Genomic DNA, 15147 nt, shown 5'->3' with positions numbered 1-15147 from the left:
CGCGACTCGGGGTGACCCGAGCGGCGAATTGCAGCGGTTCGATGCCCGACCGGGCGCGGCGGGTCAAGGTACTATCGATGCGGCATGAAGGGCTGCTGCCAGGCGCCGACAAGTCTCTCTGATGCCGGCCTGTTTCACCCGAACGCGATCAGCAGATCCTTGGCATCGATCTGGTCGCCGGCCTTGACCAGCACCTCGGCTATGGTGCCGTCGCGTTCGGCATGCAACGCCGTTTCCATCTTCATCGCTTCGATCGACAGCAGCACGTCGCCGGCCTTCACCGCCTGGCCGGCAGCGACCGCAAGCGCCGAGACGACGCCAGGCATCGGCGCGCCGACATGCGCCTCATTGCCCGGCTCCGCCTTGCGCCGTGCCTTGGCAGCGGACGCGCCATGGGCCCGGTCCGGCACCTTCACCCGGCGCGGCTGCCCGTTGAGCTCGAAGAACACGGTGACCATGCCCTTTTCGTCGACATCGCCGATGGCAAGGCAGCGCACCACCAGCGTCTTGCCTTTTTCGATGTCGACGAAAATCTCGTCTTCCGGCTTCATGCCGTAGAAATAGGTCGGCGTCGGCAGCACGCTGACCGGCCCGTAGGTCTCCTGCGCGGCGGCAAAATCGGAAAACACCTTCGGATACATCAGCCACGACGCGAACTCGAACCCGCTGAGCTTGCGCTCGAGCTTTTCCTCGACCTCCGCGCGACTGGCCTTGAGGTCCGCCGGTTTGAGCAGCGAACCCGGCCGCACCGTGATCGGCTTTTCGCCCTTCAGCACCTTCTTCTGCAATGGCTTTGGCCAGCCGCCCGGCGACTGGCCGAGATCGCCGCGCAACATCGACACCACCGAATCCGGGAAGGCGATGTCCCTCGCCGGATTCTCGACGTCGGCGACGGTCAGGTCCTGGCTCACCATCATCAGCGCCATGTCGCCGACGACCTTGGACGACGGCGTCACCTTGACGATGTCGCCGAACATCAGATTGACGTCGTGATAGGTCTGCGCCACTTCGTGCCAGCGTGTCTCCAGCCCGAGCGAGCGCGCCTGTTCCTTGAGGTTGGTGAACTGACCGCCCGGCATTTCGTGCAGATAGACCTCCGATGCCGGCCCCTTCAGGTCGCTTTCGAAGGCTGAATACTGGTTGCGCACCGCCTCCCAGTAGAACGAGATGTTCCTGATCCACTGCGGGTCGAGGCCCGGATCGCGCTCGGTGCCCTTCAGCGCCTCCACGATCGAACCCAGGCACGGCTGCGAGGTGTTGCCCGATAGCGAATCCATCGCCGCGTCGATGGCGTCGACGCCGCTCTCCACCGCCGCCAGCACGGTTGCCGCCGACAGGCCGGATGTGTCGTGGGTGTGGAAGTGGATCGGCAGGTCCGTCGCCTCGCGCAGTGCCTTGAACAGCGCGCGGGCAGCGCTCGGCTTTAGAAGCCCAGCCATGTCCTTGACGGCGATGATGTGGGCGCCTGCCGCCTGCAATTCCCTGGCCAGGCCGACATAGTATTTCAGATCGTATTTCGCCCGCGCCGGATCGAGTATGTCGCCGGTATAACAGATCGCCGCTTCGATCAGTCTGCCCTCGGCGCCGACCGCATCCATGGCCACGCGCATGTTCTCGACCCAGTTCAGGCAGTCGAAGACCCGGAACAGGTCGATGCCGCCGGCAGCGGCCTGGCGGACGAAATGCTGGACGACATTGTCGGGATAGTTGGTATAGCCGACGCCGTTGGCACCGCGCAGGAGCATCTGCAGCAGAAGGTTGGGTGCTGCCTCGCGCACCAGCGACAGCCGCTCCCATGGGTCTTCGGTGAGAAAGCGCATGGCGACGTCGAATGTGGCGCCGCCCCAGCATTCGAGCGACAAAAGCTGCGGCAGAGCACGCGCATAGGTGCCGGCAATTCCGGCAATGTCATAGGTGCGCACACGCGTCGCGAGCAAGGATTGATGCCCGTCGCGCATTGTCGTGTCGGTGACCAGCACCTCTTTTTGCTCGCGCATCCACGCGGCGAATTTCTCCGGCCCGAGCACGTCGAGCTTCTGCTTGCTGCCTTGAGGCACATTGCCGTTGAGATATGGCACTACCGGTGGCGCCGCATCGGCCTTTGGCTGCGGCCGGCCGCGCGTCTCGGGATGACCATTGACCGAAACGTCGGCAAGGTAGTTGAGCAGCTTGGTCGCGCGGTCCTGCCGCTTCACACTGGCGAACAGTTCCGGCGTCGTGTCGATGAACTTGGTGGTGTAGGAATTGTCGGCGAAGCTCGGGTGATTGATGATCGCCTCGAGGAACGTGAGGTTGGTCGCCACGCCGCGGATGCGGAATTCGCGCAGCGCCCGGTTCATGCGGGCGATGGTCTCGGCCGGCGTCGGCGCCCACGCCGTTACCTTTTCCAGCAGCGGATCGTAGAAGCGGGTGATGACCGCGCCCGAATAGGCGGTGCCGCCATCAAGGCGGATACCGAAGCCGGTGGCACCGCGATAGGCGGTGATGCGGCCATAGTCGGGGATGAAATTATGCTCGGGATCTTCCGTGGTGATGCGGCACTGCAGCGCGTGGCCGTTGAGCCTGATGTCCTTCTGCGCCGGAACGCCCGATTCCGCCGTGCCGATGGCAAAGCCGTCGAGGATATGGATCTGCGCCTTGACGATGTCGATGCCGGTCACCTGTTCGGTGACCGTGTGCTCGACCTGGATACGCGGATTGACCTCGATGAAGTAGAATTTTCCGGTATCGGCATCCTGCAGGAACTCGACCGTGCCGGCGCCGATATAGCTGGTTTCGCGCGCGATCCTCAGCGCGTAGCCGCAAAGCTCCTCGCGCTGTGACATTTCGAGGTAGGGCGCCGGCGCCCGCTCGACCACTTTCTGGTTGCGGCGCTGGATCGAACAATCGCGCTCGAACAGGTGCACGGCGTTGCCATGAGTGTCGCCCAGCACCTGCACCTCGACATGGCGTGCGCGCTCGATCAGCTTTTCGAGATAGACCTCGTCCTTGCCGAAAGCCGCCTTCGCCTCACGCTTGCCTTCCATGACCTCGCGCGCGAGATCGGCCTCGGAGCGGATGGCGCGCATGCCGCGGCCGCCGCCGCCCCAGGATGCCTTGAGCATCACCGGGTAGCCGATCGTCTTGGCGAGTTCCTTTACCGCCTCCATGTCGTCCGGCAAGGGATCGGTGGCGGGAATTACCGGCACGCCGACTTCGATCGCGAGGTTGCGAGCGGCGACCTTGTTGCCTAGCCTGCGCATCGTATCCGGCTTTGGCCCGATGAAGATGATGCCGGCCGTGGCGCAGGCCTCGGCGAATTCCGGGCTTTCCGACAGCAGGCCGTAGCCTGGATGGATGGCATCGGCGCCCGATAGCCTGGCGACGCGGATAACCTCCTCGATCGACAGATAGCTTTCTATCGGCCCCATGTCCCTGGCCAAATGCGGCCCGCGCCCGACCTGGTAGCTTTCGTCGGCCTTGAAGCGATGCAGGGAGTATTTGTCCTCCTCTGCCCAGATCGCCACGGTTTTGAGGCCGAGCTCATTGGCCGCGCGGAAGACGCGGATGGCTATTTCGGAGCGGTTGGCGACAAGGATCTTCGAGATTGCCAAGGACAGGGCTCCGGACGCGGGAAAGGGAACTGCCGGACATGATTAGCGCGAAAATGCTGCAGTGCAAACAAAAATGGAGACGTCGGCTAAACCGATTTAAATCTTTGCGCCTATGCGATGAAGCAAAAGACAAATGAAAAATGCCCGGCGCGAGGCGCCGGGCATTTTTTGGGCTGCAGGCGTTTGCCGGCTTATTGTTCGAAGTAGGTGTACTTGCCGTCGTCACCCTTCTTCCAAGTGTAGATGACGTAGTCGGGACGGGTGATGTCGCCCTTTGCGTCATAGCCGATGTCGCCGATGGCGGTCTTCCACGGGCCACTCTTCTTGATCTCTTCCGCAACCTTCTGCGCGTCGTCGGAAGAGCCGACCTTGTTGGCGGCGGCGGCGACGATCTGCAGCGCGGCGTAGGAGTAGAGCGTATAGGCTTCAGGCTCGAAACCGGCGGCGCGGAACTTCTCCACGAGTTCCTTGGCGTTCGGGTTCTTGCGCGGATCGGGAGCGAACGTCATCAGCGTGCCGTCGACGGCATCGCCGGCGATGGAGGCCAATTCGTTCGACACGATGCCGTCGCCGGACATGAACTGGGCCTTGAGACCCTGATCGGCGAGCTGGCGCATAATCAGGCCGGCCTCGGTGTGCAGGCCGCCATAGTAGACGACGTTGACGCCGGCATCCTTCATCTTGGCGATCAACGCCGAGAAGTCCTTGTCGCCGACATTGATGCCCTCATACATGGCTTCGGTCACGCCATCAGCATTGAGTGCCTTCTTGGTTTCGTCGGCGAGACCCTGGCCGTAAGGCGTCTTGTCGTGGACGACGGCGATCTTGCCGTCCTTAAAGTGCGCGGCGAGGTAGTCGCCGGCAACCTTGCCCTGCTGATCGTCGCGTCCGCAGGTACGGAACGTGTTCCACAGGCCCCGCTCGGTCAGCTTCGGGTTGGTCGCGGAAGGCGTGATGACGAGAATGCCGTTCTCGGCATAGACCTCTGACGCCGGAATGGTGACGCCCGAATTGAAGTGGCCGACGACATATTTGACGCCATCGGCGACAAACTTGTTGGCGACCGAGATGCCCTGCTTCGGATCCGACACGTCGTCGCCGACCTCGATCTTGATCTGCTCGCCGTTAATGCCGCCAGCCGCGTTGATATCGGCGGCAGCCTGTTCGGCGCCCTTCTGCAACTGCGCGCCGAATGCTGCGTTCGGGCCAGTGATCGGACCGGCAACGCCGATCAGGATGTCAGCCCACGCGCTGCCGCTGAACGCGACAAGCGCGGTCAGGGCGACGGCGGACAAAAGTGACTTTTTCATTGAAACGCTCCCATTTACCGAGTGGGCGTGGATGTTGCTTTCATGCGATGCCCACTCTTGCTCGCAGAAAGAGTACTTTGCCGATTTTCAGGCACTTGTCACGCCGATTCATCCCTGAAGCGCCGTTAATGATAAATGTCAACCTTTTGGTTTCCAGCTCAAAAGAGAGGCTCTTTCGTAAAGCCAATTATACTGCGTTACCATCTGGTTGGTGCGCGTGTATTGGTAGCCAATGAAGCCCAATATCATCAGCACGATGGTGTCGACCACGTAGTAATGCAGCGAAAACATCGTTCCGCCGAACAGCGCATGATGGATGAATCTTACGCCGATGCCGAGCCCCAGCATGTAGGCGAACAACTGGGCGAAGCTGCGCCACGTCTGCGCACATGCCTTGCCCGTCATCCACGCCGCCCAGCCGCCGAGCAGGCAGGTGACGAAGAAGAACTGCCAGATCGAGGGTTCCTCATAGACAATGCCCTGCATGATTGATGTCTCCTGAAACTCAGTGATGGCCGCCTTCGAGATAGGCGGCGCGCACCTCCGGATTGGCGAGCAACTCCTTGCCGGTGCCGCTCATCGTCACGTTGCCGTTGACCATGACATAGCCGCGCGTGGCGAGCTTCAGAGCGCCGAAGGCGTTTTGCTCGACCAGGAACACGGTCAGTCCCTGCGTGCGGTTCAGCTCCCGGATAGCGTCGAATATCTGCTTGACGATCAGCGGCGCCAGGCCAAGCGACGGCTCGTCGAGCAAAAGCAGCTTCGGCCGCGCCATCAGCGCGCGCCCGATCGACAGCATCTGCTGCTCGCCGCCGGACAGCGTGCCACCACGCTGGGCAATGCGTTCCTTCAGGCGTGGAAACAGCGTGAACACCTTCTCGACGTCCTCGTCATAATGCTCGAGGTTGTCGAGGCTGGCGCCCATTTGCAGGTTTTCCATCACCGTCATGCGCGGGAAAATGCGGCGCCCTTCCGGCGACTGGGCGATGCGCATGCGCGCGATCTCGTGGGTCGGCATCTGGGTGATGTCGGTACCGGCGAATGTGATGGTACCCGCGCGGGCGCGGGGAGCACCGAAGATGGTCATCATCAGCGTCGACTTGCCGGCGCCGTTGGCACCGATCAGCGCTACGATCTCACCTTGCTTGACCGTGACATCGACGCCGTTCAGCGCCCTGATGTTGCCGTAGTAGGTCTGGACGCCCTTGATATCGAGCAGCGTTGTGCCGGCCATTATTTCCGCCCCCCACGCCGATTAGAGGTGCCGGGAGTTTTTGACTTCACCGGAGCCTTGGAGGCCGGCTTTGCAGTGGAAGATTTTGCGGCAGAAGATTTCGCGGCCGATTTGGCTTTGGCCGGCGATCCGGACTTTGCCGCGGCACTCGACCTTGCATCGATCTGCCCGGCTTTCGAAGCGCCCTTTGACACGGTGACGCGTTCGCCCTCGCTGTGGCCAACCGTGTCGACAACCGGTCCGGCGAGATACGAAGACGATGTGCCTGGGCCGTGGGCCGCATCCGGACCCGTATCCAATTGCTCGATGACGTCTTCGTCGCCGACTTCGGTCAGCACCGTCTCGACGTCCTCGTCTTCGACGCCGAGGTAGGCAGCGATGACGCGCGGGTCGGTCCGCACCGATTGCGGGTTGCCGTCGGAGATCTTGCGCCCGTATTCGAGCACGACGACATGGTCTGAAATCTGCATAACCACCGCCATATCGTGTTCGATCAAAAGGATCGACGTGCCGGTGTTGTCCTTGATGTCCATCAGCAGTGCATTGAGCGCCGCCGATTCCTTCGGATTAAGGCCGGCGGCCGGCTCGTCGAGGCACAGAAGCTCAGGGCCGGTGCACATGGCGCGAGCAATTTCGAGCCGTCGCTGCGCGCCATAGGGCAGATCGCCGGCAGGATCGTCGGCGCGGTCGACGAGATCGGCCTTTTCCAGCCAGTGCTCGGCCAGTTCAACCGATTCCGCCGAAGCCTGTCTGTATCCGCTATAACCGAACAGGCCGAGAATGGTATAGCCGGACGCCTTCATCAGCTTGTTGTGCTGGGCCACCAGCAGGTTCTCCAGCAGCGTCATGCCCGAGAACAGGCGGATGTTCTGGAAGGTGCGCGCCACCTTGGCTCGCGCCGGGATTTCATGGTTCGGCAAACGTTCGAGCAGGAAGGTCGAGCCGTCGCGCCGATTGAGCGTGATCATGCCTTCCGACGGTTTGTAGAAACCGGTGATGCAATTGAACACGGTGGTCTTGCCGGCGCCGTTGGGACCGATCAGCGCGGTGATCTCGCCGCGTTTGGCCTGGAACGACAGGTCGCCGATGGCGACGAGACCGCCGAACTTCATCGACAAATGATCGACCTGCAGGATGGCATCGTTCACGGAGGGGCTCGCGTTCATCAGCCGTGTCCCTCCTTGGTGAAGGACCCCGACACCGCCCTGCGCACCTTGAGGAAGGCTGTCGGCTCGCGGCTGCCGACGAAGCCGCGCGGCTTCCACAGCATGACGATGACCATGGCCATGCCGAACAACAGCATGCGATAAAGCTCCGGCGTGAAGTCGGGGCCGAACCCGGGTATAACCTTGATGTTGCCCCAACTCAGGCCGGTCTTGAGGAAATCCAGTTCGCGCAGGATTTCGGTGCCGCCGATCATCACCATCGCGGCGACGGCAATGCCGACCAGCGAGCCCATGCCGCCAAGCACGACGATGGCAAGGATGATCGCGGATTCCAGGAAGACGAAGGATTCCGGGCTGACGAAGCCTTGCCGCGCGGCAAAGAACGAGCCGGCGAAGCCGCCAAACATCGCGCCCGTGGCAAAGGCCGTGAGCTTGGTGGTGGTGGTGTTGATACCGAGCGAGCGGCAGGCGATCTCGTCCTCGCGCAGCGCTTCCCAGGCGCGGCCGACCGGCAGACGCCTGAGCCTCACGGTGACGAAGGCCGTCAGCAGACAGAGCCCAAGGATCAAATAGTAGAGGAATATCTTGTAGTAGGCACCCGATTGGGCGATGCCGAGCACCTTCGAGATGTAGTTCGGATCGGAGACGTTGAACGACATCAGGCCGAAGAAAGACACCTTCGGGATGCCGGAAATGCCGGCCGAGCCGTTGGTCACCTCGCGCCAGTTGATGATCACCAGCCTTATGATTTCGCCGAAGGCGAGCGTCACGATCGCCAGATAGTCACCGCGCAGGCGCAGCACCGGGAAGCCGAGCATCACGCCCCAGAACGCAGCCATCAGGCCAGCGGCGGGCAGCAGGATCCAGAAGGAGAGGCCGAAATGCGTGCCGAGCAGCGCATAGGCGTAGGCACCGACGGCGTAGAAGGCGACATAGCCGAGATCGAGCAAGCCGGCCAAGCCGATAACGATATTCAGCCCCCAAGCTAGCATCACGTAGATCAGGATCTGGATGCCGTAATTGTCGACATATTTCAGCGAGCCCTGGAAACCGGCGGCCATCGACCCGGCATATAGAGCCAGCACCAACACCACGATAATCGGGTAGAGCGCCAGTGCGGTTATGCCCAATGCCGAGAAATGAGCGTGAATGAAGGCCCGGAACCGATATATCAGCCAAGCCAGCGCATAGATGATTGCGAGCGCCCGCAGGAACCGCACAAAATCGGAAAGTTCCGGCCCTAAGGCCTCGGTCAGAAAGCCGCTGAGCGCGAGCAGAATAACGGCGACGGCGAGCGCCACGATGAACGCGGGAAGGCGGAAGAATCGCGAAGCCAGGCTGACCGGCAGCAGGCCGGTGGCGACGTCGACGATCTTCTGGTTCGCCAGGAAGGGCTGGCCATAGGCGACATAGAGGAAGCGTCCTGCCATGGTGGCGATCACGACGCCGGCGAGCAAGCCCCAGCGTTGCACCAGGATCAGTTCGTTGGAGATATTCTGGTCGGTTTTCAGGCCGATGAACAGCACGAACAGGCCAAGCGAGATGGCGCCGGCATAGAGCGCTTCGCGAAAAGCGCGCTGGACCGGGGTGGCGACGACGGTGCTTTCCGGAGACACGGTAACCGCCATGATCTCAGACCTTTTCGACTTCTGGCCGGCCGAGAATGCCGGAAGGCAGGAAGATCAGCACGATCGCCAGGATGGAGAAGGCGGCGACGTCCTTGTAGTCGATCGAGAAATAAGCCGACCACATGCTTTCGATGAAGCCAATCATCAGCCCGCCGAGCACGGCGCCGGGCAGTGAGCCGATGCCGCCGAGCACCGCGGCAGTAAACGCCTTCACACCGGGCGTAAAGCCGTCGGAAAACACCACAACGCCGTAATACATCAGGAACAACGTGCCGGCGACGGCGGCAAGGGCGGCGCCCATGATGAAGGTGATCGAGATGGTGCGATCGACGTCGACGCCGAGCAGTGCGGCCATCTTGCGATCCTGCTCGCAGGCGCGCTGTGCCCGGCCGAGCGAGGTCTTGTTGACCAGGTACCAGAACAGCGCCAGCAGGACTATGGTGACCAGGACGATGATGATCTGCTTCAGCGAGACGCTGATGCCTTCGATGTTGTAGACCTTGGACACCATTGGCGGGACCGGCTTGTTGCGCGGCCCTTGCGTCACCTGGACGAAATTGGACAGCGCAATCGACATGCCAATCGCGGTGATCAGCGGCGCCAGCCGGAATGAACCGCGCAAAGGCCGGTAGGCCACCTTCTCGATCGTCCAGTTATACAGGCTGGTCAGCAGCATCGCGACGATCATCATGATCAGCAGCGCAACGACGATCGGCAGCGAATAGAACAATGCACCGAGGATAAGGAAAACGATGAGCGCGGTGAAAGCGCCGATCATGAAAATGTCGCCATGGGCGAAATTTATCATGCCGATGATGCCGTAGACCATCGTATAGCCGATCGCTATCAGCCCATAGATCGATCCCAGCGTCAGCCCGTTGATAAGCTGCTGGACAAAATACTGCATGCTGTCGTGGCTCCCCTGGAATGTCGCCCATGCAGACGCATTCCTTTTCGTATTTTCCCTAGTCGTAAAGTTTCGAGCCCGGATTGCAACGTGATTTTTCGATCATTACGCGTGTTTTCGCCGCACGTCGTCCGATTGCCCGTTTTGTTCCCGTCCGCCCCCTGGACCATCGCGGACCCTACCATTGGCCTAACGCAATGTCTTTGACGATTCAATCGCAGCATGCGACCCATTTCGAAGAAATCGCCGTCAAAATAAGTTGATGAGCGGGATCGTTGCGCCGTCGAAGGCAATCCGTTTGCGCTCTCTTTCTTTCGCTTGCGTCAGCGTTTTCTCTATTTGACGACGAAGCCGTGCGCGAACGGGTCGCGGTCGTCGATGAAGATCGTGTTCAATCCGGTCATCCGCGCCCACCCGCCGATCGACGGAATGATTGCCGGCTTGCCAGCGACGGTGACCTCTTTCTCCACCCTGCCCTTGAACAGCGACCCGATGATCGATTCGTGGACGAAGTCGTTGCCGACCCCAAGCTTGCCCTTGGCGTGAAGCTGCGCCATCCGCGCCGAGGTGCCGGTGCCGCAGGGCGAGCGGTCGATTGCCTTGTCGCCGTAGAAGACGGCGTTGCGGGCATCGGCTTGCGGGTTGGTCGGCGCCCCGGTCCACAATATGTGCGACAGCTTATCGATGCCGGGATTCTCCGGGTGGACGAAGGAATATTTCTCGTTGAGCCGCTGCCGCATCACCGGGCTCCAGGCGATCAGTTCGCCGGCCGAATGGTCGGCCATGTCGCGATAGGTTTTTTGCGGTTCGACGATGGCGTAGAAATTGCCGCCATAGGCGACATCGACGCTGATCTCGCCGAGCCCGGGGCATTCGACCGTCAGAGCCTCGGCATAGAGGAAGGAAGGCACATTGGTGATGCGCACCTCCTCGACATAGTCGCCGACTTGGCTGTACTCCGCTACGACCAAGCCCGCCGGCGTATCCAGCCTGAGCACGCCCGGTGTCTTCGGCTTGATCAGCCCATGCTCGACGGCAAAAGTTACCGTGCCGATGGTGCCGTGGCCGCACATCGGCAAGCAGCCCGAGGTTTCGATGAACAGGATGGCGATGTCGCAATCTTCACGCGTCGGCGGATAGAGGATCGAGCCGGACATCACGTCATGGCCGCGCGGCTCGAACATCAGCCCGGTGCGGATCCAGTCATATTCGGCCAGGAAATGCGCTCGCCGCTCCATCATCGTCGAGCCCTTGAGCAAAGGCCCGCCGCCGGCGACCAGCCGCACCGGATTGCCGCAGGTGTGGCCGTCTATGCAGAAGAAGGAATTCTTGGCCATGCCGGCTCCCAACTGACTGTCTTCGAACTCAAAACCGTTGCGGGCTGAACGGGCCGAGATCGAGCGATGGATTCTGCCCGAGAACGAGCTCGCGGATCAAGCGCCCGGTCGCCGCGGCCTGGGTCAGGCCGAGGTGACCGTGGCCGAAACCATACACCACCGACGGCGTTTGTTGCGACCGCCCGATCACCGGCAGCGAATCCGGCAGCGACGGCCGGAACCCCATCCATTCGCGCCCATTGGCCGGATCCAGTCCCGGCAGGAATTTCTGCGCCTTTTCGAGCAGCGCTCTCGAGCGCGCATAATTGGGCGGCCTCTCAAGGCCGCCGAGTTCGACCGCGCCGCCGACGCGCAGGCCCGTCTCGAGCGGCGTGATGACGAAGCCATGCCCGGAGAAGATCAATTGCCGCTTTACGTCAAAGGCAGTCTTCGGCAACGTCGTGTTGTAGCCACGCTCGGTCTCCAGCGGGATTCCGTCGCCGAGATGTCTCGCCAGCAGATGCGACCAGGCCCCGGCAGCGACGACGACGTGCTTCGCCCGTCGCCGCGTGCCGTCGGCCGTGGTCAGGATCGCGCCGTCCTGTCCCGCCTCGACACGCTCGATCCGGGCCCTTTCGAACACGGCGCCCAACCTCTCGGCATAGGCCCACAAGGCCTTTCCAAGCAGCTTGGGATCGGCAACGGTTTTCCACCCCGGCACGAACGTTCCCTTGACGAAGCGCGGCGACAGACCGGGCTGCAGGGCTGTGAGAGCGCTCCCCTCGACATGGCTGAAGCCGATGCCGAAGCGCTGCCTTGCCGCCCAGCCGGGCAGTGAAGCCTTGAACTCGGCCTCGCTGTCGTAGAGTTCGAGCGAGCCGTCCTCATGCAGCATCGGCCGTGTGCCGGAACGGTCGAGCAAGCCCATCCATTCCGCCTCGGCGAGCTTCATCATCCCGGCCTGCGCGGCAAGGCCGGGTTCATAGCGGTCGCTTCGGCCGGCGCGCCAGAAGCGGACCAGCCAGGGCAGCAGCTTCGGCAGATACGCGGGTGGGATGCTGAGCGGGCCGAGCGGGTCGGCGAGCCATTTCGGCAACTGCTTGATCATGCCCTTGTGGGCGAGCGGCAGCACATCGGAGAAGGCAAAGGCAGCGGCATTGCCGGAACTGGTTTCCTCACAGATCCCCGTCCGATCGAAGATCGTCACGTTTCGCCCCGCCTCTGCCAGAAAGGCGGCGGCGCAGATGCCGATGATGCCGCCACCAATGATGGCGACATCGAGCGTAGCATTATCATTCATTGCCATGCGCCGCGCTGCACATCTGCAAATGCCTTCAAAGCGACTGGATCAGAATGTCGGCAGCTCTGGCCGTACCGCCAGCGCATCCCTGACGATCTTTTCGACTGCCTTGCGCCGCTCGCCCGACAATGGCTGGCGCGGCATGCGCACGCGGTCGTTGGTGTTGATCGCCAGCACTTCGGCAAGCTTGATGTTCTGTACCAGATAGGTCGAAACGTCGAGGTCGAGCAGCGGCCGGAACCAGCGGTAGATCTTCAACGCCTCCTCGCGGCGGCCCTGTCGCATCAGCTGGTAGATGGCGACGGTCTCGCGCGGGAACGCGGTGACCAGGCCCGCCACCCAGCCGATGGCGCCGACCGACAGCGCCTCGAAGGCGAGATTGTCTACGCCGGTGAACAGGTCGTAGCGGTCGCCGAGGCGGTTGATGATCTCGGTCGAGCGGCGGATGTCGTCGGAGGACTCTTTTATGGCGACGAAGCGTTGGTCCTTCGCCAACTCCTCCATCTGGTCGACGGTAACGTCGACGCGGTAGGCAAGCCGGTTGGAGTAGATCATCACCGGCAGGTCGCCGGCCGCGGCGACGGCGCTGAGTGCCGCGACCGTCTCCTCGGCATTGGTATGGTAGATCGGGCTCGGCACCACCATCAAACCGTTGGCGCCTTCCTTGGCGGCGCGGCGCGCGATCGCCGCCGCCTCGCGTGTACCGGCCTCGTTGACCGTCAACAGCACCGGTTTCTTGCCGGCGATCTTCTGCGCGGTCTTCAGCACCGCGATCTTCTCGTCGTGCGACAGCATCGGGCCTTCGCCGAGCGACCCGCAGACGATGATGCCGTCACAGCCGGCCTCCATCTGCAGCGCAAAGCAGCGCTCCATCTCGGCATGGTCGAGGCCGTCGTCCTCGGTGAATTTGGTCGTAACGGCGGGGAAGACTCCGGCCCACATGTCGATCGCTCCATCTGATATATCAGTCGTATATTTCTTAAGAAGCCGGCTGTCAACGTTGAATCTGATATGATATATCAACAATATATCAGGAGATGCCGCATTGGTATATGACAGCCCGGGCTCCGAGCCGGCAACTGCGAAGGCCTACCGCAGGCTCGAGCACATGATCGTAACTCTCGAACTGGCGCCGGCGAGCTTCATCACCGAGGGGGCGCTGATTGACAGGCTCGGCCTCGGCCGCACCCCGGTTCGCGAAGCAATCCAGCGGCTGGCCTGGGAGGGGCTGCTCGAGGTCCGGCCGCGCGCCGGCATCGCCATCGCGCCGCTTCACCCCGGCGACTGGCTGCGTGTCCTCGACGCCCGCCGTGGCGTCGAGGTGGTGCTTGCCCGCTCGGCCGCCCGCTTCGTTACCCGCGAGGCCGCCGACCTGTTCCATGACGCTGCCCTTGCCATGCAAAAGGCGGTGATTTCGGAAAATGTGTTCTACTTTATCCAGGCCGACAAGGCGCTTGACGAGGCGCTGGCGCTGGCTGCCGACAACCCGTTCGCCGCGCGCCTGGCGGCACCCTTGCAAACCCATAGCCGTCGCTTCTGGTTCCGCTACAAGGCCGATACCGGATTGGCCGAATCCGCCGAGCACCATGTCGCACTGATCCGTTCGATCCTCGCCGGCGACGAAGATGCCGCGGCCAAGGACGCCAAGCGCCTGATGGCGCTTTTGCGCGGCCATGCCGAGGCAGCTGCCACACGCTGAGCCTGCCATTTCGTCATGCCCCCTGGCCGGGCAGGGCCATCACGTTTTCCCAATTGTCGCCGGCCGCGACGATGCAGCTTCTGCCGGCGATATCGGTGACGACGATGGTCCAGGTTCCGGTCTCGGCGACAAAGACTTCCATGACCGCCTCATGACCGATCAGCCCCAAAGCAAACTGCCTTTCCTGGAACTTCTCGCTCAAATGGGCGACGAGCTCGCCATGTTCAACGCAGTGTTGATATTGCGCGCCTGCGGTGTTCGTACCCACCGCCAATGCGCCAGCAAGAACCAGGGTTTTCACCCATCTCAACAGCGATTTGCGTGCCATAGGGCACCTCCTTTGCCATCACGTTCCGGCAAAGGAGGGGTTTGACGGCCTCATTTTGCCGGAGCGATCCAGGCCGGTTCCGACGTCATCATCATCGCGTCGTTCCTTTCTGTGTTCCGGTCTGCCATTGGTGGGAACGATTTAAGATGTTCCCATTATGTTCTCGATATATGGTATCGATAATGGAAAAGCGCAAGCAGGCGCCCAAGCGGGCGCCTGCAGATCCGTTTTACGGCTGTCGCCGAAAGAATGAGCCACAGGCCGCGCGGCCATGCCGAGGCGCGCAGACCCGTGATAAATCGTTCAGGTGCCTGGCAGCGCCGCTTTCGTCATCGCGCTCTCCCAGCCTTCGCCGACTGAAATCACGCAGCTTTGACCTTTTGTGTCGCTGGCGAGGATGGTCCATGTGCCCTTGTCGGAAACGAAGACTTCAAGCACCACATTCGGATTGACGACGCCGACCGCGCTCGGGTTTTCATGAAACTTCTCGCCGAGCGCCTTGACCATATCGGCGCGTGCCGCACATTGCTCGGCAGCCATTGCCGGGACGGCGGAAAGGGCCATCGCAGCGCAAGCTATAGTCGCCATGAGACGTGCCATCTGACACCTCCTTTGCGCCGGACGATATCCCCCGGAGCCGTCACCAGCGCCGTTGGTTGATCTGCC

13 protein-coding genes are annotated in these 15147 nt (G+C 62.1%); 1 reads left to right on the top strand and 12 read right to left on the bottom strand.

Features of this window, described 5'->3' with window-relative positions; all coding sequences use genetic code 11:
• Positions 1-134 precede the first annotated feature (134 nt).
• The 10 genes from pyc to NKH30_RS07455 all read right to left on the bottom strand — a co-directional run bounded on the left by pyc (position 135) and on the right by NKH30_RS07455 (position 13396).
• Positions 135-3593 carry a pyruvate carboxylase gene (gene pyc, locus NKH30_RS07500; RefSeq protein ID WP_352768410.1) on the bottom strand — a complete coding sequence of 1153 codons (3459 nt, stop codon included), beginning with the start codon at positions 3591-3593 and terminating at the stop codon, positions 135-137.
• A 191-nt stretch (positions 3594-3784) separates the two neighbouring features.
• On the bottom strand, positions 3785-4903 hold the full coding sequence (locus NKH30_RS07495) for a branched-chain amino acid ABC transporter substrate-binding protein (protein ID WP_352471237.1): 1119 nt from the start codon (positions 4901-4903) through the stop codon (positions 3785-3787).
• Between the two features lie 138 nt (positions 4904-5041).
• Positions 5042-5389: a DUF6867 family protein gene (locus NKH30_RS07490; RefSeq protein ID WP_352471238.1), complete on the bottom strand. Its 348-nt coding sequence runs from the start codon at positions 5387-5389 to the stop codon at positions 5042-5044.
• Between the two features lie 19 nt (positions 5390-5408).
• The gene (locus tag NKH30_RS07485) at positions 5409-6137 is read right to left on the bottom strand and encodes an ABC transporter ATP-binding protein (protein WP_352471239.1); all 729 of its coding nucleotides are present in this window, start codon (positions 6135-6137) and stop codon (positions 5409-5411) included.
• Complete coding sequence (locus tag NKH30_RS07480) at positions 6137-7303, bottom strand: ABC transporter ATP-binding protein (protein ID WP_352471240.1); 1167 nt, start codon at positions 7301-7303, stop codon at positions 6137-6139. Before NKH30_RS07480 ends, NKH30_RS07485 begins: the two co-directional genes overlap by 1 nt.
• On the bottom strand, positions 7303-8931 hold the full coding sequence (livM, locus tag NKH30_RS07475; protein ID WP_352471241.1) for a high-affinity branched-chain amino acid ABC transporter permease LivM: 1629 nt from the start codon (positions 8929-8931) through the stop codon (positions 7303-7305). The genes NKH30_RS07480 and livM overlap by 1 nt, the downstream gene beginning before the upstream one ends.
• A 4-nt stretch (positions 8932-8935) precedes the next feature.
• Complete coding sequence (locus tag NKH30_RS07470; RefSeq protein ID WP_352454929.1) at positions 8936-9838, bottom strand: branched-chain amino acid ABC transporter permease; 903 nt, start codon at positions 9836-9838, stop codon at positions 8936-8938.
• 335 nt (positions 9839-10173) lie between these two features.
• The gene (locus NKH30_RS07465) at positions 10174-11175 is read right to left on the bottom strand and encodes a 4-hydroxyproline epimerase (RefSeq protein ID WP_352683322.1); all 1002 of its coding nucleotides are present in this window, start codon (positions 11173-11175) and stop codon (positions 10174-10176) included.
• Positions 11176-11203: 28 nt separating this feature from the next.
• Positions 11204-12454, bottom strand: a complete 1251-nt coding sequence (locus NKH30_RS07460) for an NAD(P)/FAD-dependent oxidoreductase (RefSeq protein WP_352994768.1) — start codon at positions 12452-12454, stop codon at positions 11204-11206.
• Between the two features lie 48 nt (positions 12455-12502).
• Positions 12503-13396 carry a dihydrodipicolinate synthase family protein gene (locus NKH30_RS07455; RefSeq protein ID WP_352471244.1) on the bottom strand — a complete coding sequence of 298 codons (894 nt, stop codon included), beginning with the start codon at positions 13394-13396 and terminating at the stop codon, positions 12503-12505.
• Between the two features lie 166 nt (positions 13397-13562).
• On the opposite strand from NKH30_RS07455, the gene NKH30_RS07450 reads away from it, so the two are divergent.
• A complete protein-coding gene (locus NKH30_RS07450) occupies positions 13563-14153 on the top strand; it encodes a GntR family transcriptional regulator (RefSeq protein ID WP_502893709.1) in 591 nt (196 codons plus the stop codon).
• Between the two features lie 13 nt (positions 14154-14166).
• Here the strand turns inward: NKH30_RS07450 and NKH30_RS07445 are convergent, their stop codons facing one another.
• Entirely contained in the window at positions 14167-14481 is a 315-nt protein-coding gene (locus tag NKH30_RS07445; RefSeq protein ID WP_352471246.1) for a hypothetical protein, read from the bottom strand.
• Positions 14482-14784: 303 nt separating this feature from the next.
• Positions 14785-15081, bottom strand: coding sequence for a hypothetical protein (locus NKH30_RS07440; protein ID WP_352471247.1), 297 nt, complete (start codon positions 15079-15081; stop codon positions 14785-14787).
• Between the last annotated feature and the right edge of the window lie 66 nt (positions 15082-15147).

The sequence above is a fragment of the Mesorhizobium sp. M1273 genome (genome assembly GCF_040318195.1).
Lineage (GTDB): Bacteria > Pseudomonadota > Alphaproteobacteria > Rhizobiales > Rhizobiaceae > Mesorhizobium.
This window is presented reverse-complemented; position numbering and strand designations above follow the sequence as displayed.